General features: G+C 34.9%; 20 protein-coding genes. 6 read left to right on the forward strand and 14 right to left on the reverse strand.

Translation table 11 applies throughout. From position 1 onward, the window contains the following. Nucleotides 1-15 precede the first annotated feature (15 nt). From QO200_RS05995 to QO200_RS06005, 3 genes are all read right to left on the reverse strand, one after another. On the reverse strand, nt 16-423 hold the full coding sequence (locus QO200_RS05995; RefSeq protein WP_371537648.1) for a hypothetical protein: 408 nt from the start codon (nt 421-423) through the stop codon (nt 16-18). Between the two features lie 156 nt (nt 424-579). Then, nucleotides 580-1,599 carry a phenylalanine--tRNA ligase subunit alpha gene (gene pheS / locus QO200_RS06000; RefSeq protein WP_371537651.1) on the reverse strand — a complete coding sequence of 340 codons (1,020 nt, stop codon included), beginning with the start codon at nt 1,597-1,599 and terminating at the stop codon, nt 580-582. A gap of 113 nt (nt 1,600-1,712) precedes the next feature. Further along, entirely contained in the window at nt 1,713-2,069 is a 357-nt protein-coding gene (locus tag QO200_RS06005) for a hypothetical protein (protein ID WP_371537653.1), read from the reverse strand. Nucleotides 2,070-2,296: 227 nt separating this feature from the next. On the opposite strand from QO200_RS06005, the gene QO200_RS06010 reads away from it, so the two are divergent. After that, entirely contained in the window at nt 2,297-2,812 is a 516-nt protein-coding gene (locus QO200_RS06010) for a CvpA family protein (protein WP_371537656.1), read from the forward strand. A gap of 36 nt (nt 2,813-2,848) precedes the next feature. On the opposite strand, the gene QO200_RS06015 is transcribed toward QO200_RS06010, so the two are convergent. From QO200_RS06015 to QO200_RS06055, 9 genes are all read right to left on the reverse strand, one after another. Beyond that, nucleotides 2,849-3,592 carry a tetratricopeptide repeat protein gene (locus tag QO200_RS06015; RefSeq protein ID WP_371537659.1) on the reverse strand — a complete coding sequence of 248 codons (744 nt, stop codon included), beginning with the start codon at nt 3,590-3,592 and terminating at the stop codon, nt 2,849-2,851. 38 nt (nt 3,593-3,630) lie between these two features. Further along, complete coding sequence (locus QO200_RS06020; RefSeq protein ID WP_371537661.1) at nt 3,631-5,379, reverse strand: BatD family protein; 1,749 nt, start codon at nt 5,377-5,379, stop codon at nt 3,631-3,633. Nucleotides 5,380-5,466: 87 nt separating this feature from the next. Then, the gene (locus tag QO200_RS06025; RefSeq protein WP_371537663.1) at nt 5,467-6,240 is read right to left on the reverse strand and encodes a tetratricopeptide repeat protein; all 774 of its coding nucleotides are present in this window, start codon (nt 6,238-6,240) and stop codon (nt 5,467-5,469) included. Between the two features lie 53 nt (nt 6,241-6,293). Beyond that, nucleotides 6,294-7,328 (reverse strand): VWA domain-containing protein, encoded by a 1,035-nt coding sequence (locus tag QO200_RS06030; protein WP_371537666.1) that lies wholly within the window; start codon nt 7,326-7,328, stop codon nt 6,294-6,296. A gap of 112 nt (nt 7,329-7,440) precedes the next feature. Continuing rightward, on the reverse strand, nt 7,441-8,442 hold the full coding sequence (locus QO200_RS06035) for a VWA domain-containing protein (protein ID WP_371537668.1): 1,002 nt from the start codon (nt 8,440-8,442) through the stop codon (nt 7,441-7,443). Beyond that, complete coding sequence (locus QO200_RS06040; protein WP_371537671.1) at nt 8,442-10,070, reverse strand: hypothetical protein; 1,629 nt, start codon at nt 10,068-10,070, stop codon at nt 8,442-8,444. The genes QO200_RS06035 and QO200_RS06040 overlap by 1 nt, the downstream gene beginning before the upstream one ends. A gap of 22 nt (nt 10,071-10,092) precedes the next feature. Next, complete coding sequence (locus QO200_RS06045; protein ID WP_371537674.1) at nt 10,093-10,236, reverse strand: four helix bundle protein; 144 nt, start codon at nt 10,234-10,236, stop codon at nt 10,093-10,095. A gap of 59 nt (nt 10,237-10,295) precedes the next feature. Continuing rightward, entirely contained in the window at nt 10,296-11,159 is an 864-nt protein-coding gene (locus QO200_RS06050; protein WP_371537677.1) for a DUF58 domain-containing protein, read from the reverse strand. 82 nt (nt 11,160-11,241) lie between these two features. Beyond that, nucleotides 11,242-12,246 carry an AAA family ATPase gene (locus QO200_RS06055; RefSeq protein ID WP_371537680.1) on the reverse strand — a complete coding sequence of 335 codons (1,005 nt, stop codon included), beginning with the start codon at nt 12,244-12,246 and terminating at the stop codon, nt 11,242-11,244. A gap of 212 nt (nt 12,247-12,458) precedes the next feature. Between QO200_RS06055 and QO200_RS06060 the strand changes: the two genes are divergently transcribed. The 5 genes from QO200_RS06060 to QO200_RS06080 all read left to right on the forward strand — a co-directional run bounded on the left by QO200_RS06060 (nt 12,459) and on the right by QO200_RS06080 (nt 17,372). Next, nucleotides 12,459-13,331, forward strand: a complete 873-nt coding sequence (locus QO200_RS06060) for an aldo/keto reductase family oxidoreductase (RefSeq protein WP_371537683.1) — start codon at nt 12,459-12,461, stop codon at nt 13,329-13,331. Nucleotides 13,332-13,404: 73 nt separating this feature from the next. Beyond that, on the forward strand, nt 13,405-14,157 hold the full coding sequence (locus tag QO200_RS06065) for an SDR family NAD(P)-dependent oxidoreductase (protein WP_371537686.1): 753 nt from the start codon (nt 13,405-13,407) through the stop codon (nt 14,155-14,157). A gap of 74 nt (nt 14,158-14,231) precedes the next feature. Then, entirely contained in the window at nt 14,232-15,371 is a 1,140-nt protein-coding gene (locus tag QO200_RS06070) for an ATP-binding protein (protein WP_371537688.1), read from the forward strand. Between the two features lie 729 nt (nt 15,372-16,100). Next, complete coding sequence (locus QO200_RS06075; RefSeq protein ID WP_371537690.1) at nt 16,101-16,826, forward strand: metallophosphoesterase family protein; 726 nt, start codon at nt 16,101-16,103, stop codon at nt 16,824-16,826. A 48-nt stretch (nt 16,827-16,874) separates the two neighbouring features. Beyond that, complete coding sequence (locus tag QO200_RS06080) at nt 16,875-17,372, forward strand: DUF6646 family protein (RefSeq protein WP_371537692.1); 498 nt, start codon at nt 16,875-16,877, stop codon at nt 17,370-17,372. A 90-nt stretch (nt 17,373-17,462) separates the two neighbouring features. On the opposite strand, the gene QO200_RS06085 is transcribed toward QO200_RS06080, so the two are convergent. Together QO200_RS06085 and QO200_RS06090 are read right to left on the reverse strand one after the other, a co-directional pair. Continuing rightward, nucleotides 17,463-19,016, reverse strand: a complete 1,554-nt coding sequence (locus QO200_RS06085; protein WP_091091289.1) for an aldehyde dehydrogenase family protein — start codon at nt 19,014-19,016, stop codon at nt 17,463-17,465. Nucleotides 19,017-19,322: 306 nt separating this feature from the next. Beyond that, nucleotides 19,323-19,862, reverse strand: coding sequence for a 3-hydroxyanthranilate 3,4-dioxygenase (locus tag QO200_RS06090; protein WP_371537694.1), 540 nt, complete (start codon nt 19,860-19,862; stop codon nt 19,323-19,325). Between the last annotated feature and the right edge of the window lie 156 nt (nt 19,863-20,018).

Raw genomic sequence — 20,018 nt, forward strand, 5'->3', positions numbered from 1 at the left:
ACGTTTGAGAAATACTTACCTCACAATAACACCATCTACAAATAAAAGAGGAACTTCTTCCACATCCTTTTCATTAATAGAATTGGCTTTAAATATAAATTTCTTGTCGTACAATTTATTCCCAATGAAAAAAGTTACCATGAACTCATTATTTAGTACTAAAACACTTTTTTCTAGCATTTCAATTTTCACCACCGAAACCGGAGGGACTTCCACAAAAGCATGACGCAACAATGATGTTTTTTTCATTTCGCCATCGATAGTTCCAAATGCTTTAGAAACGACCATAACACTTTCGATAAGAAAGTCACTGTCATTTACTAAATAAGCATACCAAACCTTTTCCATAAAGTCGTCACTCCATTCTTGGACTGCGGCCACGAAAACGTTCTCTACTTCAGGGATTATAATGTCTTTTTTCATTGCTTATTTTTTACGTCGATATCTCGAAGCACTTATATTGTATAATTCACTATTCCTAGCCCAGATAGAAGTGAAAATCATTTTCTTGTTTTTCTTTAAAACAAGAAAAGATTGTAACGAATAGCTGGAAATAGCTCCAAATTTTTCTTTTAATTTTTAAATAGTGGCTTTAAATTGCTCTAAGAAACGTACGTCATTTTCATAAAACATGCGAATATCACCTATTTGATAGTTCAACATAGCGATTCTTTCAATTCCCATTCCAAAAGCGAAACCAGTGTACTCTTCTGGATCAATACCGCAATTTTTAAGAACATTAGGATCTACCATACCACAACCACCAATTTCTAACCAACCAGTTCCTTTGGTAATTCTATAATCCGTTTCGGTTTTTAGACCCCAATAAATATCAATTTCGGCGCTAGGTTCCGTAAACGGAAAATAAGACGGACGCAAGCGTATTTTTGATTTCCCAAACATCTCTTTAGTGAAATGCAATAAAGTTTGTTTCAAGTCGGCAAAAGAAACATCTTTATCGATGTACAAACCTTCTACTTGGTGAAAAATACAGTGAGAGCGAGATGAAACTGCCTCGTTACGAAAAACTCTTCCTGGAGAAATCGTTCTAATAGGCGGTTTGTTTTCTTCCATGTAACGTACCTGTACAGACGACGTATGCGTACGCAACAAAATATCTGGATCAGTCTGAATGAAAAAAGTATCTTGCATGTCACGTGCCGGATGGTATTCTGGAAGGTTTAATGCAGTAAAATTATGCCAGTCATCTTCAATTTCAGGTCCTTCAGAAACATTGAAACCAATATTAGAAAAAATATCAATAATCTGGTTTTTTACCAATGAAATAGGGTGACGGGAACCAATAGTTATCGGTTCAGCCGAACGCGTTAAATCACCATAAAAACCTTTAGTTTCCTCTTTACTTTCGAATGCTTCCTGAATGCTTTTTACTTTTTCTTCTGCGGAAGTTTTAAGTAAATTGATTACTTGTCCAAATTCCTTTTTTTGGTCATTAGGAACATTCTTGAACTCAGCAAAAAGCTCTTTCAACAGTCCTTTGCTTCCAAGAAATTTAATTCTAAATGTCTCTAATTCTGCTTTATCTTGTGTTGAGAATGCTTGCGCTTCCCCAATATATTCTTTTATCTTATCTATCATTTTCATCCAATAATTGAGAGTGCAAATTTACAAAAATTTGTTTCAGGTTTAAAGTTTAAATTTCAAAGTTTAGCCAGTAGCCTATTAATTCATGAGTGTTTACCGAAAAATGATTATTCAATCAACTCTCTTTCGATAAAATAATTCACAATAGCTTCTTTCATTAAAACGGATTGTTCCCCTGCTTTAAGCGTTGGCAACTCCTCTTTAACGCGATAATGCGGCCAGCCTTCTTCATCGAAGAATTCAAATTCATAGAATCCGTAAGGTTCTAATAAACGGCAAATCGCAATATGCATCAGGTTTAATTTTTCGTCTTTCTTATATTCACGGTGTACTTTCCCGAGTTCTTGAACCCCAATCAGGTATATGATGGCATCTAAATCTAGGTCTTCTCCTTGTGAAAATTGATTGGAAAGTATATCTACAAGCTGTTCCCAGCGTTCTTTAAGTTGGTTGTCTCTTGACATTTTTTTAGAAAATAAAATAAAGAATAAAGACAAAAGTCCTCATTCTTTGCGTTTGAAAAAATTGATTTTGGCAAAGATAGGAACTACGTTTTTGACTTCGGTATTTTCTATTCTCTATTTTTCTTTATTCTTTTAATGACTTTTCTCTTTTGCTTTCTTTTCTCTCTGTTCTTCCCTCTATTTTCTTTATTCTTCTATCTTTGTTCTAATCTCTTTATTCTTAAACTATGAGTTTTTTAGATATTGTTTTGGGTGCATTACTTCTATATGCTTTATTCAAAGGCATGAAAAATGGGCTTTTTATTGAACTGGCTTCCTTGATTTCACTTATTCTAGGAATCTATATGGCTATAAAATTCTCTTACATGATAAGAGCAATGCTTGCCAATCACGTTTCCTGGTCTCCAAAATATATCGAAATAATCGCTTTTGGGCTCACGTTTATCGGAGTAGCTTTGGCCGTTCATATATTAGCAAAAGTACTAACGGGAATTATGGACTTTGCCTTCTTAGGAATATTCAATAAACTGGCAGGAGGTGTTTTTAGTGTTCTAAAAACCATTTTGCTTTTAAGCGTTGTAATTAATCTTTTTCAGAAAATCAATATAAACAATATGATTGCAAAAGAAGAGACACTTAATAAATCCATGTTTTACAACCCCATTCAAGAAGTTTCAAAATATATTTATCCTTCCTTAGAAAAGTGGTATACTGATTTTAGAGAAACCAAGAAAACAGAATAATGTTTGATTTCACAGTGTTTGAGTAGTGAAGAAAAACTACTTCACTTCCTTGATAGCACTGTTTTCGATCCAACCTTCTGTACCGTCCGTTAATTGGACTTTTTTCCAACTGTCTACTTCTTCTTCAACATAGACTTTTGTCCCTTCATGAAGCACAAAAATAACGGCACTTCCTTTTTGCGGCTCGCTTCTTACCTCTGCAATTTCTACAAAAACAATAGCTGGTTTTTCATTATCGTAATGGCTTTTTTCAAAGACGGCAGCTGCAATTACAATAAATATGGAAATAATAAGTGCAAACATGACAAAAAACGAAATCCTTTTGACTACTGTGGTTTCTGAAAAGTAATACCCTAAAAAAGCCAGTAAAAATGAAACTGCTAATCCTACGGCAATCCATGCCCAAGTATTGTAATGGTAAATTGCGGTGAAATCACGAAGCAACTTGGCAAACCCAACTTTAGGAACTACTTTTACTTCATCAATGGTACGTTTTTGGGCAAACTTAAGGTTATTTGCGGCCTCACGGTCATTTGGACTCAACACTAAGGCCTTTTCGTAGCTATAAATAGCTGGTGCCACTTTATTTAACTTATAATAGCAATTCCCAAGGTTAAAATACAATTCTGCAGATTGCTTGTTTGATTTCAACACAGTTCCATAAGCATCAATCGCTTCGTCGTACTTTCCTGCTTTATACAAATCATTTCCCGTTTCAAAGCCATTTTGAGCAAAGAAAACTTGAGTTGTCAGTAATAATATATAAAAAATATTCTTCATTTTTCGGATGGTCAATTATAAATTATTTATTGTCAATTTTAGATTTGTTTTTCCAAATCAGAAATTATCGACACTGCTTTATCATAATCTTTTTGGATGGTCGCACTAGATGAAGGAGCGTATCTCGCAACTTCACAATTCTCAGTTAGCGCAATAAAGTCATCTACTGCCACAGGATTTGCATTCCTGGTCAACAAAAGTTCTTTGATATTATCTTTACTCATCTCTGAAGTTTCAATATGCAATTTAGCTTTCAAAAAGTTATGCATTGCTTTCTCAAGGGCAACATAAAACGGCTCTTTATTATTAATCTGCTTTTTGGCTTGCGATAAATATTTCTTTGCCAGTTTATTATTTCTTCTTATCCTATTCCCTATTACATCTCCATCAATCGCTTCTTTTTTCTTCTTCAGCAACACTATTATTGGCAGCAACAAAAAAGGAAAAAACAATAAACCATAGAACAATTTGGAACCAAAGAAATCATCTTTATTAATCGCCACAAAATTTGTTTTCAATTTGATAAATTTGAACTGCTCTGTAGCAGAAATTTTATTTTTACCATTTCCTGAATTGGAAGCTACTGCATCAGAAGCAGTGGGACCATCTAAAATAGTAATCATTATCTCAGGAGAGCTTATCGTTTTGTATTTACCTGATCCAGGGTCAAAATAAGAGAATTGCATTGGTTTTACAGGATAATTACCTTTGTATTGTGGTATTATTGTATAACTGTCTGAAATTTTCCCTGACATTCCTGCTAACGACGTATTCACATCTTCACCGTGAACCGCATCATACATTTCTAAAGCATTAGGAACAACCGGCTTTGGTAAATTGAATAACTTCATATTCCCTTTTCCGGTAACACTCACTACCAAGTCAAGGCTTTCCCCGTTTTTCAAACTCGTTTTTGTAGGCGTCACTTTGAAACCAAAATTTCCTACAGCACCTGAAAAATCATCTGGTTTTCCTGCTTCAGGAAGTGGTTTTACATTGATCGTTTTCGCACCTGCAGATACTCTTTTACTATCATCAGCTATAACAACACGACCAAAAACGTCCCTACGGTTTGTGGGCAATTGCACATCGATATCCAATGACAGTGGCTCAATAGTTAAATTACCTGATTTTTGTGGGTATAAAACTGCTTTTTTAAGTACGATATAACGATAACGTTCCCCTTTGAACATTCCTTCTTCGGCAACTAATTGTTTAATCTCAATGTTTTGACTCCAAAAATCATTGTATTTTGGCTTATTGAGTTCTTTAAAATTGCTTATCCCAATATTATTACTGAAATACAATTTGTAAACAACCGTTATAGGTTCATTTACATAAGGATTTGTCTTAGAAATATCAGCAATTAAATACAAATTATTGTCTGCAGAAATACTGGTATCATTAGGATCTCTAGGTTGTTCAACCGCGGCGGTTACATTTATTTTTACCGGACTAGTTTTATAAACCTGCCCATTGTATTCAATAGTCGCCTGCTTGATTGTTAGATTCCCTTTTTGGTTGGGTAGAAGGTAGTAAGAGTACACTTTTTCAAAAGTACTACGTCCATTTATCCAAGACTGACTCACTTGTTGACTTGGTCCTGCAATAACTCTAAATCCGTCAAAAGAAGGCTCAGTAAAATTATCCCCATCGATGTTCATCGCAAAATCAACTCGCAACCTTTCGTTTAGTCCGAGCGTGGTTTTACTCACTTTAGTCTCAAATTGTACCTGAGCCAAAAGTCCTTGAAAACTTAACAGTATTAAAATTAAATATCTTTTCATCTTTTATTCAACACTTATCTTTCCTTTCGGATTTATTTTGTTCTCTGTTTTAGCACTTTGTTTTATTCTTCCCGCAAAAAATCTCAATTACCAATCTTTTTCTGTTTTTGTTGGTTTTCCTTTTACTTTAGTGGCGTTTACTTTATCTTGAATTTTCTTTTCTTCATTGTTTACAGCATCCAAAAGATTTTCTAATCGTTGTTTCGAAATTCCACCAGGTTGTGGTTTCGGTTTCTCTTGATCTTTGGGTTTATCATCCTTGTTCTTCCCATCTTTTTTATCCTTATCCTTGTCATCGCCCTTATCGTCCTTCTTATCTTTGTCTTTGTCTTTCTTGTCCTGATCTTTCTTGTCCTGATCTTTTTTGTCTTTGTCCTTTTTATCCTTGTCTTTTTTGTCTTTGTCGTCTTTAGGCGGATTTTCTTTTAGCATCTTTTTTGCCAATGCATAATTGTACCTTGTTTCCTCATCAGTAGGGTCATTGCGTAACGCATTTTTATATGCTTCAACGGCCTCTGTGTAATTTTTTTCCTTCATAAACACATTCCCTAAGTTATGAAAGCCCTTGTGCTTCTCAGATCTTGATTTAGTGCTTTTAATTGCTTTGGCGTAAGCAAACTTAGCCTCAGAAGCTTGATTTTGTTTGTAGATCGCATTTCCCAAATTATAAGGAGCAGCAGTTCCATTTGGAAATTTTGAACTTGAAATCCTATAATCAGCTTCTGCATCAACAAATTTATTGTCTGCATATTCCTCATTTGCTTTAGGCAAACTTTTATTTTTCTCTTGTGCCAATACTCCCCCCAGCCCTAAAAAAAGAAGCGCGAAAGTCGTAAATATGTATTTTTTAAAATTCTTCATTTTTCTTAAATTATGCTATTCCTTAGAAGCTAAACCTCTTAAAGAATAGACATTTATTTTTCTTCGTTAAATAAATTCAACTTCTTCACCCAGTTTGTTTTCTTTTCCAGCAAAAATAGATCCAAAAACAACAACACAAAAGCGAATCCTAGGAACCATTGAAACTGTGATTGAAAGTCGGCCATTTGCGTAGATTCAAATTCGGTTTTTTGAATTTTATCTAATGTATTCTTAATGTACGCCACGACTTCTTTAGTATTATTCCCATCGATATAGCCACCTTTGGTCGCTTTAGCAATCGTCTCTAAACTAGCACGGTTTAATTTTGTAACAACAACTTCATCATTGTTGTCTCTTTGATAACTTTCTACAACACCATTTTTCTTTAAAGGAATCGTTCCTCCTTTTTCGGTTCCTAACCCTATCGTAATAATTCTCATTCCCTGCTTATTCGCTTCTTCTGCGGCAGCTTGAGCACCGTCAGAATGATCTTCTCCATCAGAAATCAAAATAAGCAACTTCGAAGTTTTACTCTTATCGTCAAAATAAGTGGAAGATAGCTTTATGGCTTCATCTAACGACGTTCCTTGCGATGATACCATTTCGGTATTCATGCTTTGCAGAAACATTTTTGCCACACTGTAATCTGAAGTAATGGGCAATACCGGAAAAGCACTACCTGCATAGGCCAAAATCCCTATTCTATCACTTCCTAATTCATTGATAATTTGGGAAACAATCTGCTTACTTTTTTCTAATCGACTTGGAGCAACATCTTCGGCCAACATACTTTTGGATACATCCATCGCAAAAACGATATCAATTCCTTCTCGTTTTACTGTTTCCATTTTAGTTCCAATTTTTGGATTTACCAACCCAAAAATCAATCCCGTCAAAGCTAAAACAATGACAACAAGTTTAAAAACAGGCTTAAAAACAGAAGATTCTGGACTCAATTTTTTTACTAATTCCAGATCACCAAATTCCTTTTTCTTTTTTCTTTTCCAATATAAATTGTATAGGAATAGTACCACCACTGCTGGCAGTATAAAAAGTAAGTATAAATATTTTATTTCGTCTAATTCCATAATTTTCTAAATTCCAATCCCGAATAATCGGGACAAATTCCAAATTCCAAAAGTCAAATCCCATTTTTCACGTCCAATTTCCACATCCTTCGTAGGAGCTGGGCGAAGGATTCTATATAAAGCTTTTGTAAACCGTATTTCTTAATCCTATCTCAGCTAATAATAAGAAACCGGCAAGCCAAACAAAAGGCCTGTATTTCTCATCATAATCATAGAATTTTAATTCTTCAATTTCAGTCGTTTCCAGTTTATTGATTTCGCCATAAATTTCAGCCAATTTGCTGTTACTTGTTGCTCTAAAATAGCGTCCATCAGTTTTTGTGGCAATACTTTTCATTAGCTTTTCATCAATTTCGACTTTCATCATTTTGAATAAAAAATCACCGTTGGCAGCTACCGCGTATGGAAATTCTGCCATACCGTTTGTTCCAATCCCGATTGTATATACTTTAATCCCATATTGTTTTGCGATGTCTGCCGCCGTTTCCGGTTCAATAAAACCCGCATTGTTCACACCGTCTGTTAAAAGGATAATCACTTTACTCTTGGCTTTACTATCTTTTAAACGATTTACAGCCGTTGCTAATCCCATTCCTATTCCAGTTCCATCCTGTAAAACATTATCATATTTTATACTCTTGATGGCCTCCAGAACAACGGCTTTATCGCTGGTAACTGGAGTTTTCGTATAAGCTTCAGAAGCATAAACCACAAGTCCTATTCTGTCATTAGGTCTTTCATCTGCAAAATCAGCGGCTACTCTTTTTAAAGCTTCCATTCTATTCGGCTTCAAATCTTTGGCGAGCATACTTCCTGACACATCGACTGCCATAACGATGTCTATCCCTTTTGTCGTTTTTGTTTTATTACTGATGTCGACCGTTCTAGGTCTAGCCATAGCTACAATCAAAGAACTTAATGCAGCTAATCTTAATACGCTCAAATAAGGCTTTAGCTTCGCCAATAAAGATTCTGAAGATTTAAATCCCTTAATTGAACTTATTTTTAAAGTTGCTGACTGATCGTTTCTCTTCACAAATAGCCACACTATGGCTATTGGAATCAAAAGAAACAACCAGAAAAACTCAGGATTTAAAAATGTGATATTTCCCATTATTTACTTACTTGTATTAATTCGACAGAGCTCAAGACTCGGTCTGATATTTCATTGGCGTACGAATCCCCTTCTTCATGGAAAATCATGATTTGTTGCAATCCGCCTTCTTGACTAAATAGCACTATTTCATAATACAGCTTTTCGCTGCTATTAGAATCGACATTGAATCTTGAAAACGTTCCATATGATTTTAAACCACTAGCCCCTTCTTTAGTGTCAAAATCTTCTTGTTTCACTATCATATTTTGTGCTCCCTGAGATTCTAATGTCTGTAAGGTAACTTCCATCGATTTCTTCAAATCAATTTCGGCTTCTTGCTTGTATTTAATTGTAGAAACCATCAAGTAAAAATTATCACCAAAACTACCATAGGCAAAAGATTGCATTTCTTTAACTAGCTGCAAACCATTTTTTGGAAGCGATTTTGTTAAATCAATTCTTCGTAGCACTTTTGGCGTTTCAATAGCAACTCCCGGGTTTCCGTACGTACTTCTTATCCATTCTCCTTCAAGCAATTCTTTGGTAGGATGCCCGATAATTGTATCTTTTACATAATCAAATCCTTTAGTAGCGATAAAATAAGTGGTAGTTGCTAACAATAAGAAAACAACCGAAGCTACTGCAATTAGTATGCGTTTGCTTCTCTTTTTCTTTAATTGAATTTGGATCTGTTTTTGTTTTTGTGCTTCATTCAATAAAGTATCCTCTTCAATTTCGACTTCTACAGGAATAGAACTGTCTAGTGTAAGAATTGCTTTTTGTATTTTATTACGATCCTCGGTAATTTCGTACTCTACTGGTTTAGATTTGGCAAATTTAACCAAATCGGCTTGTTTTAAAACACGTTCCAAGTTCTCTATTGTCTCTTGCGAAACTGTCATTTTCTTTCTTACAGAAGCAGCTCTAAGACCCAAAATCAACTCTGAAGTTGTGCTTTCCATAGCTGGAATATCAATTGCTTCTTCAATATAATTACGAGCAATATCTGTCAATTCACTATAATAAGCTTTCACTTCTCCTTTTTGCCAAAGTTCTTTTTGCTCTAAGGTATTCAGTAAGCTGGTTGCTTTTTCTATTGGTGTTTTGTACACCTCTTCTTCAATCTTTTTCTTTTGTTGTCTTTTAACAATCCAATAAACTAATGCTCCTATCCCAAGAATTAAAGCTATAATCAATAAGTATTTCCACCAGTCACCTATCGAACTCTTTGCCGGAACAATGTCTTTAATATCATACATCTTCTGTTTTAAAGTATCCACCTCAACATTTGCCACGTCAACAGAAATCGAGTCCGTTAAATATGGTTTACTGTTAATAAGAATCTTTATACTTGGAATCGTATATTTCCCAGAATCAAACTGTGTTAACCCATATTTTTTGATTAATTCATAACGGTCATTATTTTTAATCGTGTCTATAGGATAAGACCGAATTACTTCGAGAGCTCCGATATTTTTAAGTTTTGGAAAATCAACTTTAGATAAAGTATCCACTGACGCTTTTACCGTCAATTTAAACTCGGCGCCAATTTTGTTCTTAGTCGTATCTATACTGGTTACCACTCGTTTTTGCTGGGCAAAAATAGCAGTGGAAAAAAGCAGTACTAGTAGGTAAAATTTATTCATTTTTTATGTTCAATTTGAGGCACTAATTTTTGATTGACGATGTTCCTGAACGAATTATTTGGCCTGCAAGGTGATTTCCTGCATAATTTTCCTCAAAATTATTGGCAACATTAATAATTAAAGCTGCAAAATCTATCAATCGGTCTTCTAAAATCTGTTTGTTCATCTTTTAAACATTCTATTAAAATCTTAGATCAAAAATCGTTAATCTTCAATCGTTAATCATTACCTCGATTTAAAATAGCCTAATAATTTGGTCACATAACTTTCATCAACCCTAGTATTTACTACACCAGCGCCTGACTTACTGAATGTTTCCTTGAAATAAATTAATTGGTCATTATAATATTTCTCATAATTGAATCGAACTGTCTTCGAACTAGTGTCAACTAATTGTGTTTCTCCTGTTTCGGCATCAGTCATTGGCACCATACCTATATTTGGCATTTTTTGTTCTCTAATATCGTACACCCTAATTCCCGTGATGTCATGTTTCTTAGACGCGATTTTCAACGGATGCTCATAATTTTCAGACATGAAATCAGAAATAACAAATACTATCGCTTTCTTTTTCTGAGTGCTGGATAAAAATTTTAATGCTTGACCTATATCTGTTTTATGGCTTTTGGGTTCAAACTCTATCAATTCACGAATGATACGCAAGACGTGTGACCTTCCTTTTTTTGGCGGAATGTATAATTCAATTTGGTCAGAAAATAAAATCAACCCAATTTTGTCATTATTCTGTGTTGCCGAAAAAGCCATGGTTGCAGCAATTTCCGTAACAATGTCTTTTTTGAATTGGTTTTTAGAACCAAAACTTTCCGATCCTGAGATATCAACCATCAACATCATCGTTAATTCACGCTCCTCTTCAAAGACTTTTACGTGAGCTTCATTGTAACGCGCTGTAACATTCCAGTCAATCGCACGAATGTCATCCCCATATTGGTACTGACGTACTTCACTGAAAGTCATTCCGCGCCCCTTGAATGAAGTGTGGTATTCCCCCGAAAAGATATGATCGCTCAATCTACGGGTTTTAATCTCTATTTTTCGTACTTTTTTTAAAAGCTCTTTTGTATCCATTCTATAATTTGTTTAAAGTTTAAAAGTTTAATGTTTCAAAGTTGCCATTTAACAACCTGAAAATTTAAACATTAAACAAACTTTAAGGTACTTCAACTTCGTTTATAATTTTATTGATAATATCAACAGAGGTAACGTTTTCAGCTTCTGCTTCATAAGTAACCCCAATTCTATGACGCAATACATCATGAACAACGGCACGAACGTCTTCTGGAATTACATAACCACGACGTTTTATAAAAGCATAACATTTGGCTGCATTAGCTAAATTGATACTTCCACGCGGCGAAGCTCCAAAACTGATTAATGGTTTCAAGTCAGCTAGTTTGTATTTCTCTGGATAACGAGTAGCAAAAATAATATCAAGAATATATTTTTCGATTTTTTCGTCCATATACACTTCGCGTACCGCTTCTTGTGCACGTAGAATTTGTTCTACAGAAACAACTTGGTTCACTTTCTCGTAACTTCCTTTTAAGTTTTGACGAACAACCATACGCTCTTCATCCATTTTAGGATAGTCAATAACCGTTTTTAACATAAAACGATCGACTTGCGCTTCTGGAAGTTGGTATGTTCCTTCTTGTTCAATTGGGTTTTGAGTTGCCAATACCAAGAAAGGTCTGTCCAATTTAAAAGTAGTGTCTCCAATGGTCACTTGCTTTTCCTGCATCGCTTCTAATAATGCCGATTGCACTTTAGCTGGCGCACGATTAATCTCATCTGCTAAAACGAAATTAGCAAAAATAGGTCCTTTTTTTATAGAGAATTCATTTTGCTTAATGTTGTATATCATTGTTCCCACAACATCTGCCGGCAATAAATCCGGTGTAAACTGTATCCTGCTAAAAGATCCGTGTACCGCTTGGGAAAGGGTGTTTATAGCTAACGTTTTTGCTAATCCAGGAACACCTTCTAATAAAATATGTCCCTGACCCAAAAGTCCGATTAATAATCTTTCAATCATGTGCTTTTGACCCACAATCACTTTATTCATTTCCATTGTCAAGAGGTCGATAAATGCGCTCTCTCTTTCGATTTTTTCATTGATTGCTCTAATGTCTAAAGTCGATGTATTTTCTTCCATATTGATGTATTTAAAACCTTGAATTTAATGCCTTATATTTGAGAGTGCAAATTGAATTATTTTTTAGAGGTAAGATGTTAAAAAATGGTTAAAACTTCGAATAAAGTCCTAATTTTAAGGACTAATTATGATACAATTTTTATATTTTTAAGAACTTTGAAAAATATACTTTGAATTACAAAAATTACGGGTTTCAGTAAAAAATAAAAACCATGAGCAAAACGATATTATCGCCTATTATAGCAGGCACAATGAATTGGGGGATTTGGGATAAAAACCTAACTCCAAAGGAAATGGAAAACATGATCCATGTCTGTTTAGAAAACAAAATTACCACCTTTGACCATGCCGATATTTATGGTTCTTACACTACCGAAGCTGCCTTCGGAAAAGCATTTACTTCAAGCAAAGTAGCGAGAGAAAAAATGCAGCTGATTTCTAAATGTGGAATCCAAATGCTGGCTGAAAACCGGGACAACAAAATCAAACATTACGACTACTCTAAGTCACACATTATCTGGTCAGTTGAACAATCGTTAAAGAATTTACAAACTGATTATTTAGATGTATTTTTGCTGCACAGACCCAGTCCGTTGATGCAAGCAGATGATATTGCCGAAGCCGTAGAAAAACTAAAATCTGAAGGAAAAATACTTAACTTCGGACTTTCTAATTTTACTAGTTCTCAAACCGAATTAATTCGTCAAAAAACAGAAGTTAGCTACAATCAGGTACAATTCTCGGCAACAAATTTTGAACCTATGGTTGACGGAAGTTTTGATTACATGCAATTGAACAACATTCGTCCGATGTCTTGGAACCCGTTAGGATTTGTTTTTAGAAACGATATCCCGCAAACGCATCGACTGAAAAAAATATTGGCTAAATTGGTCTCAAAATACCATCTTGGTGCTGATACACTTTTACTTGCTTGGGTTTTAAAACACCCAGCCAAAGTTCTTCCTATTGCCGGAACGGTAAATGTCGCCAGAATACAATCGTTAATGAAAGCGGTCGAATTAGACCTTGAAAAAGAAGATTGGTTTGCCATCTGGGCAGAAAGCATGGGGGAAGATGTCTTATAATTCATCGCAGATTTTCCATCTAAAAAAATAAAAATAACTTCAACAATAGTGATTTCAATAGAAATAATAAACCATGAGTAAAACAGCCTTAATAACCGGTGCAACTAGCGGAATTGGTAAAGCAACCGCACAAATATTAGCAAAAAACAATTATAAAATTATCCTATGCGGCAGGCGCGAGGACCGAATGGCCGAACTTGAAAAAGAACTTTCAAAACTGACAGCGGTACATACTTTACTATTTGATGTACGCGATAAAAAAGCCGTATCAGAAAGCATCGCTTCTTTACCCGCTGACTTTTCTACCATCGACATTCTTATTAATAATGCCGGTAACGCACACGGATTAGATCCTATTCAAACAGGTAATTTAGACGATTGGGATGCCATGATCGATATAAATGTAAAAGGGTTATTATATGTTTCGAAAGCCATAATTCCCCAAATGATTGAAAGAAAATCAGGTCATATTATCAATATTGGTTCTACTGCCGCCAAAGAAGTATATCCAAACGGGAACGTATATTGTGCCACAAAACATGCAGTTGATGCACTAAATCAAGGCATGCGAATGGATTTAAATCCATTTGGAATACGAGTGGGTGCTATTCACCCCGGAATGGTGCAAACTGAATTCAGTGAAGTGCGTTTTAAAGGAGATACAGATAGAGCCGAAAAAGTGTACCAAGGATTCACACCCTTACAACCAGAAGATATTGCTGATATTATTCACTTTGTTGTATCTAGACCGTACCATGTTAATATTGCCGATTTAGTAGTGATGAGTACTGCACAAGCTTCTTCAACAATCGTAAAAAAGGATTAAAGCAAAACGCTAAAGGCACTCAGTTTTTTAAATATTTTTATCCAACGGAGTAATCAACAATAATGGTAATCTAAATGATCAACAAGCGCCTTTTAATTAAAAACCTGCTCGCCCAAAATGACGAGAGTAGCTTTTATGACAAAAAGCGCCAATTGAACCTGCACACTCGTGAAGGAAAAGCAAAGTTTTTAAAACATATTTGCGCTTTATCTAATTCCAACCCTGCAAACAATTCTTATATTGTGGTAGGCGTCGAAGATCAAGATAATGAAATCGTAGGGGTGGATTTTTTTGATGACAGCCACATTCAAAATTTAGTGAATGCTTATTTAGAAAACCCTCCTAAGATTCAATATGAAAATGTCCCTTTCCCGAATTTACCAAAAGACAAAGTGATTGGTTTAGTGACCGTAAAACCAAAAAACAACACCTCTTATTTTAAAAAAGGAATCCATACTATTCTAGTCAATAGTGTCTTTATCAGACACGGCAGCAACACGATGCCAACGGAAGAAAAAATAAAAAAGAATTTTCAAAACTCGGAAACCGTAATCGGAATTGAGAATAATGCCAGAAACAATATCGAATATACTTTAGACGGCGTATTTGATTTTATGAGTTTTCGCCACAAAGACATGGCGCCTAAATACAAAGTATTCAAAGAATTATTTGTGATTTGCTGGGCTGGAATTCCAAAAAGAGTGCGTGACAAAACGTTTTTGTCCCGCGTTGATATAGAGCTGATAAATGAGCAAATTAAATTGTTTTATTCTGCTCAAGATGTGGTTACGATCACTTATGATGACGATACTTTTACAATCATTGAATACCTTTCTTTGGGCCTGAATGATAAAACGAGTTATTATCCCTTAGAGAAACAAACCATCTATTTTTATGAAAATGGTTATTACAAAATAGAAAATAAAATGCTCTTCCAACCTCCAGAATTCAGCCGGAAAATGCTTTATCACATTTACAATTCTAATCTTGCTGTGTTAGAAAAACTAAAAAAGGGAGTCACATTAACCGCAAGTGAGCGCAAAGACCTGGAAAATTTACCCTCTACCTTCATGATTTGTTACCTCAACGGATTTGATGATGCTAAAGAAAAACTAGAAGAAGCAAAGTCTCTTTTAAAACCTTTCCCCCACATCTATCTGTCTTTTAAAGAAGCGATGCGAATTTTGAGAAAGATGAAGTACGATGTGAAATAAAAAAATTAAGTCACTATAAGAAAACTAATATACGAAATGCTGTTTAGAAACTTGCAACCTCAATTTATTAGTGCTTTAAGTTTCTGACAAAATTTACAAAAATTTAGACAAGGGTTTGTGAGAAAGCATCTGCAGTGGCGATACTTCCTTTAAAAAAAATTATTTTCTACTAATAGCTCTTAAAAGTGACAAGCAGCAGTAAAAAGGTCATTAATGAAATTGGCGACCATTCGAATAATTAAAAGCGATAAGACGATAAGTGTATTCATTACAGAAAGTTTTTTTGTAAAGTTACTTCAAAATACCACAGTAAACAATCACCAAAAATAGTGATATTTTGGTAGTTGAAAAATAGGAGTTTTATTTCATAATCAACACATTAAATAAAAAAAAATTTAAATATCCACCTATGACCGCAATCTAATTCGCACAAAATTTCAATTATCCTACTTTCCCCAATCTAACCTTCCTTCCTAACAATTAGTATATAGTTTGCCAGAATTAATGATCGGGTCTTTCTCATAGAAGTTGAATTACTAATGTTCAAAAAAACTACTTTAAACACAATCGGACTGCTTTTACTTGGTATGCTATTTTTGGTTCCATTTTCTTTTTAGATAAAAAAAAAGCATAAAAATTCTCACTTCCCAACTCTTTTCCTTAATTTTATAGATTAGAAAAAAAAACATTATTGTTGTTTTTTTATAATCGCGATTGACCAAACACAAAATGAGAACATTAGTTATAGGAGATATACACGGAGGCTTACGTGCACTACACCAAATCATGGAAAGAGCCAAGGTTACTAAGGAAGATTCTTTGATTTTTTTAGGAGATTATGTAGATGGCTGGAGCCAATCTCCACAAGTCCTCGATTACTTAATTGAATTGAATACTACAAACAACTGCATCTTTATTCGGGGTAATCATGACGAATTATTATTGCATTGGCTAAAAGACAGCAAAGACAACCTTATGTGGTACAAGCATGGTGGCGAGGCAACTGTACTTGCTTATGAAAAAGTAGATGTTAGTACAAAACAATTACATGTTGACTTTTTACTTTCGTTAAAGGACTATTATCTTGATGATAAGAAACGCCTTTTTGTTCATGCCGGATTTACAAATATGAATGGGGTTACTTATGAATTTTACCCAAAATTATTTTATTGGGATAGAACCTTGTGGGAAACGGCCTTGTCATTAGACCGAAGTATTAAACCCAATGATTTGACTTATCCAAAACGATTGACACTTTATGACGAAATCTACATAGGACATACCCCCGTCACCCGCATCGGTAAAACGGAACCTACACAAATGGCTTGTGTCTGGAATGTAGACACGGGAGCCGCTTTTAAAGGCCCTTTGACTATAATGGATATCGACACTAAAGAATTCTGGCAAAGTGAACCCTTGAACACTTTGTATTTTGATGAAAAGGGACGAAATTAAATTATAAAAGGTTAATTTTGTAGCGATTTTATTAAAAAAAACACAATTATGAAAAAGGTAATTACATTATTATTGCTATGTACCGTAGGTCTTATTAACGCACAAGCTTTCAAAGGAAACGGAGATGTAAAAGGTCAAGTAGGTTTTAACATACAAGATGGAGGGACAGGAATTTTCATTTCTTCTGATTTTGGAATTGGAGAAAACATGTCCTTGGGGCTTACCTCAAATTACTTATTATCAGTAAATACCAATGCACTTGGAGAAACCCCATCATTTGGAGATCGTATCGACCTTAAAGCACGTTTCAATGCTAACCTAGGAAGTGTAATGCAATTAGATCCTAAAATGGATGTTTATCCTGGTTTAGATTTAGGTTTGAAAAATTTTGGAGCTCATTTAGGCTTCCGTTATTTCTTTACCGAAGGTTTTGGATTATTCGGAGAAGCTGGAGTGCCGATTGCTAAATATGATAAAAACGTAAATGGATTCGACCATTTAAACAATCAGTTTGTTTTTAATATTGGAGCATCATTTAATTTGTAGCCTGAACCAACAATCATTACATTTTTACAATAAAACAAAGGCAATTTGAAAATTTCAAATTGCCTTTTTTATTTTCTATTTTTTTATTGACTATAAATCAAATTTAATTCCTTGTGCCAAAGGCAAAGAAGTTCCATAATTGATTGTATTGGTTTGACGACGCATATACACTTTCCATGCATCTGAACCAGACTCACGTCCACCACCTGTTTCTTTTTCTCCTCCAAAAGCACCACCGATTTCAGCACCAGAAGTTCCAATGTTTACATTAGCAATACCACAATCAGATCCTGCAACAGATAAGAAATGCTCTGCTTCTCTCAGGTTGTTCGTCATAATCGCAGATGATAATCCTTGAGCTACTCCGTTTTGAACGTCAAGCGCATTTTCAACAGTTCCAGAATATTTCAATAAATACAATACTGGAGCAAACGTTTCATGTTGTACGATTTCAAATGAATTGTCAGCTTCTGCAATTGCAGGTTTCACATAACACCCACTTTCATACCCTTCTCCCGAAAGAACACCACCTTCAACAAGAATTTTACCACCTTGTTCTACTACTTTAGTTAACGCTCTATTGTACATTTCAACCGCATGCGTATCGATTAGCGGCCCAACGTGATTGTTTTCGTCTAATGGATTCCCAATGCTCAATTGCTTGTAAGCAGCCACAACAGCGTCTTTTACTGTATCGTAAATACTTTCATGAATAATTAAACGACGTGTTGAAGTACACCTTTGTCCTGCAGTTCCTACAGCTCCAAAAACAGCTCCAATAACAGTCATTTTAATATCAGCATCTGGCGTAACGATGATTGCATTGTTTCCACCTAATTCCAATAATGATCTTCCCAAACGACCTGCTACTGTTTGCGCAACGATTTTCCCCATACGAGTAGAACCTGTTGCAGAAATTAACGGTACACGTTTGTCATTAGTCATCATTTCCCCCACTTTATAATCTCCGTTTATTAAACAAGAAATTCCTTCTGGAAGATTATTTTCTTTAATTACCTCAGCAATTATATTTTGACAGGCAATTCCACACAGTGGCGTTTTCTCTGATGGTTTCCAAACACAAACATCACCAGCGATCCAAGCTAATGCTGTGTTCCAAGCCCAAACTGCTACTGGAAAGTTAAACGCTGAGATAATCCCAACAACTCCCAATGGGTGGTATTGCTCATACATTCTATGTTGCGGACGCTCAGAATGCATTGTTAATCCATGCAATTGACGAGAAAGACCTACTGCAAAATCACAGATATCAATCATCTCCTGAACCTCACCATATCCTTCTTGTAATGATTTCCCCATTTCGTAAGAAACCAATTTACCTAAAGCGTCTTTATTTTCACGTAATTTTTCTCCAAACTGACGCACGATTTCACCACGTTGCGGTGCTGGCATCAATCTGAATGTTTTGAAAGCTTCCGTAGCAGACTGCATTACTTTTTCGTAATCTGCAGCTGTAGAAGTTTTAACTTTCGCTATCAATTGGCCATCTACAGGAGAATAACTTTCAAGGATTTCTCCATTTGAAAAATGATTTAACCCCGTTGATGTTCCTTCATTTATGTCCTTTATGCCCAATTGTGCCAAAGCCTCTTTCATTCCGAATTGATTTGCTATTGTTATCATTGTAACTTTTTTGGTTTAAATTGTTATATTTTTATGTAAAGATATTGTTTAAAGACCTATTATACAAAAATCATCTTATAAAATATTGGTAAGAACAAGACGTTCTTTTTCAAAACCAAGTCCTTTATGCGATTCATCTTAATTAAAAAAAAGATAGAATTGTGCGCTGGCGATTTTATAGCCCCGGTAGAAGCGGCATCTCCCGATTTAGAAAAACAAGGCTTTTTTCAAGCCGTAGTTTTTATTTATCGGGAATACAGCGAATGACGGGAAATAGCTCCTAAAAAAAATAATTCAGTATAGACTTTACTCTTTGGCCATAAATCGAGGATCGGACTCCATAACTGTTCCGCATTTTTCACAAGTTCTCAATGCTTCCGACTTATAAAAATCTTCAAAATGCGGTATAAAGTCTTTTTCTATATCGTTTAGTTCAAAATAGACTTCATGTAATTTATGATTGCAGTTCTCACAGAACCAAAGCAAGCCATCTTTATAGCCTTGTCTAGCCCTTTTTCGTTCAATAACCAAACCGATTGAGCCCTCTGAACGCAATGGGGAATGAGGAACTTTTGCTGGGTGTAGGTACATATCGCCAGCATGGAGCTCTAACACATTGCGCTCGCCATCCTGTTGTGTAATCACTTTTATAGAACCCTCTAATTGATAAAACAATTCTTCAGTCTCATTATAATGAAAATCTTTTCGAGCATTAGGACCCGCAACAATCATAACAATATAATCACCGGAATCCATATATAAATTTTTATTCCCCACCGGTGGTTTCAACAATTGACGATTTTCATCAATCCATTTAGTAAGGTTGAAAGGTTTTGAAATTGCCATTTTATTTTAGTTGTTAAATTAATGTTGCGCTAAGTTACTAAAAAGTCTGAAGCGGTAAAGTTTATAAAATCATAAACTATTTCAATAAGGTTCTAATGAATTTACCAATTAGAAGCGCAACAAAACACCATCCCCAAATTCATTGTAAATTTCTAA

The organism is Flavobacterium sp. Arc3, from assembly GCF_041431375.1.
Classification (GTDB): Bacteria; Bacteroidota; Bacteroidia; order Flavobacteriales; family Flavobacteriaceae; genus Flavobacterium.

Excerpts from the sequence above, each read along its gene's own strand:
- QO200_RS05995 (WP_371537648.1), bottom strand. The coding sequence starts at position 423 with ATGAAAAAAGACATTATAATCCCTGAAGTAGAGAACGTTTTCGTGGCC.
- pheS (WP_371537651.1), bottom strand. The coding sequence starts at position 1,599 with ATGATAGATAAGATAAAAGAATATATTGGGGAAGCGCAAGCATTCTCA.
- QO200_RS06005 (WP_371537653.1), bottom strand. The coding sequence starts at position 2,069 with ATGTCAAGAGACAACCAACTTAAAGAACGCTGGGAACAGCTTGTAGAT.
- QO200_RS06010 (WP_371537656.1), top strand. The coding sequence starts at position 2,297 with ATGAGTTTTTTAGATATTGTTTTGGGTGCATTACTTCTATATGCTTTA.
- QO200_RS06015 (WP_371537659.1), bottom strand. The coding sequence starts at position 3,592 with ATGAAGAATATTTTTTATATATTATTACTGACAACTCAAGTTTTCTTT.
- QO200_RS06020 (WP_371537661.1), bottom strand. The coding sequence starts at position 5,379 with ATGAAAAGATATTTAATTTTAATACTGTTAAGTTTTCAAGGACTTTTG.
- QO200_RS06025 (WP_371537663.1), bottom strand. The coding sequence starts at position 6,240 with ATGAAGAATTTTAAAAAATACATATTTACGACTTTCGCGCTTCTTTTT.
- QO200_RS06030 (WP_371537666.1), bottom strand. The coding sequence starts at position 7,328 with ATGGAATTAGACGAAATAAAATATTTATACTTACTTTTTATACTGCCA.
- QO200_RS06035 (WP_371537668.1), bottom strand. The coding sequence starts at position 8,442 with ATGGGAAATATCACATTTTTAAATCCTGAGTTTTTCTGGTTGTTTCTT.
- QO200_RS06040 (WP_371537671.1), bottom strand. The coding sequence starts at position 10,070 with ATGAATAAATTTTACCTACTAGTACTGCTTTTTTCCACTGCTATTTTT.
- QO200_RS06045 (WP_371537674.1), bottom strand. The coding sequence starts at position 10,236 with ATGAACAAACAGATTTTAGAAGACCGATTGATAGATTTTGCAGCTTTA.
- QO200_RS06050 (WP_371537677.1), bottom strand. The coding sequence starts at position 11,159 with ATGGATACAAAAGAGCTTTTAAAAAAAGTACGAAAAATAGAGATTAAA.
- QO200_RS06055 (WP_371537680.1), bottom strand. The coding sequence starts at position 12,246 with ATGGAAGAAAATACATCGACTTTAGACATTAGAGCAATCAATGAAAAA.
- QO200_RS06060 (WP_371537683.1), top strand. The coding sequence starts at position 12,459 with ATGAGCAAAACGATATTATCGCCTATTATAGCAGGCACAATGAATTGG.
- QO200_RS06065 (WP_371537686.1), top strand. The coding sequence starts at position 13,405 with ATGAGTAAAACAGCCTTAATAACCGGTGCAACTAGCGGAATTGGTAAA.
- QO200_RS06070 (WP_371537688.1), top strand. The coding sequence starts at position 14,232 with ATGATCAACAAGCGCCTTTTAATTAAAAACCTGCTCGCCCAAAATGAC.
- QO200_RS06075 (WP_371537690.1), top strand. The coding sequence starts at position 16,101 with ATGAGAACATTAGTTATAGGAGATATACACGGAGGCTTACGTGCACTA.
- QO200_RS06080 (WP_371537692.1), top strand. The coding sequence starts at position 16,875 with ATGAAAAAGGTAATTACATTATTATTGCTATGTACCGTAGGTCTTATT.
- QO200_RS06085 (WP_091091289.1), bottom strand. The coding sequence starts at position 19,016 with ATGATAACAATAGCAAATCAATTCGGAATGAAAGAGGCTTTGGCACAA.
- QO200_RS06090 (WP_371537694.1), bottom strand. The coding sequence starts at position 19,862 with ATGGCAATTTCAAAACCTTTCAACCTTACTAAATGGATTGATGAAAAT.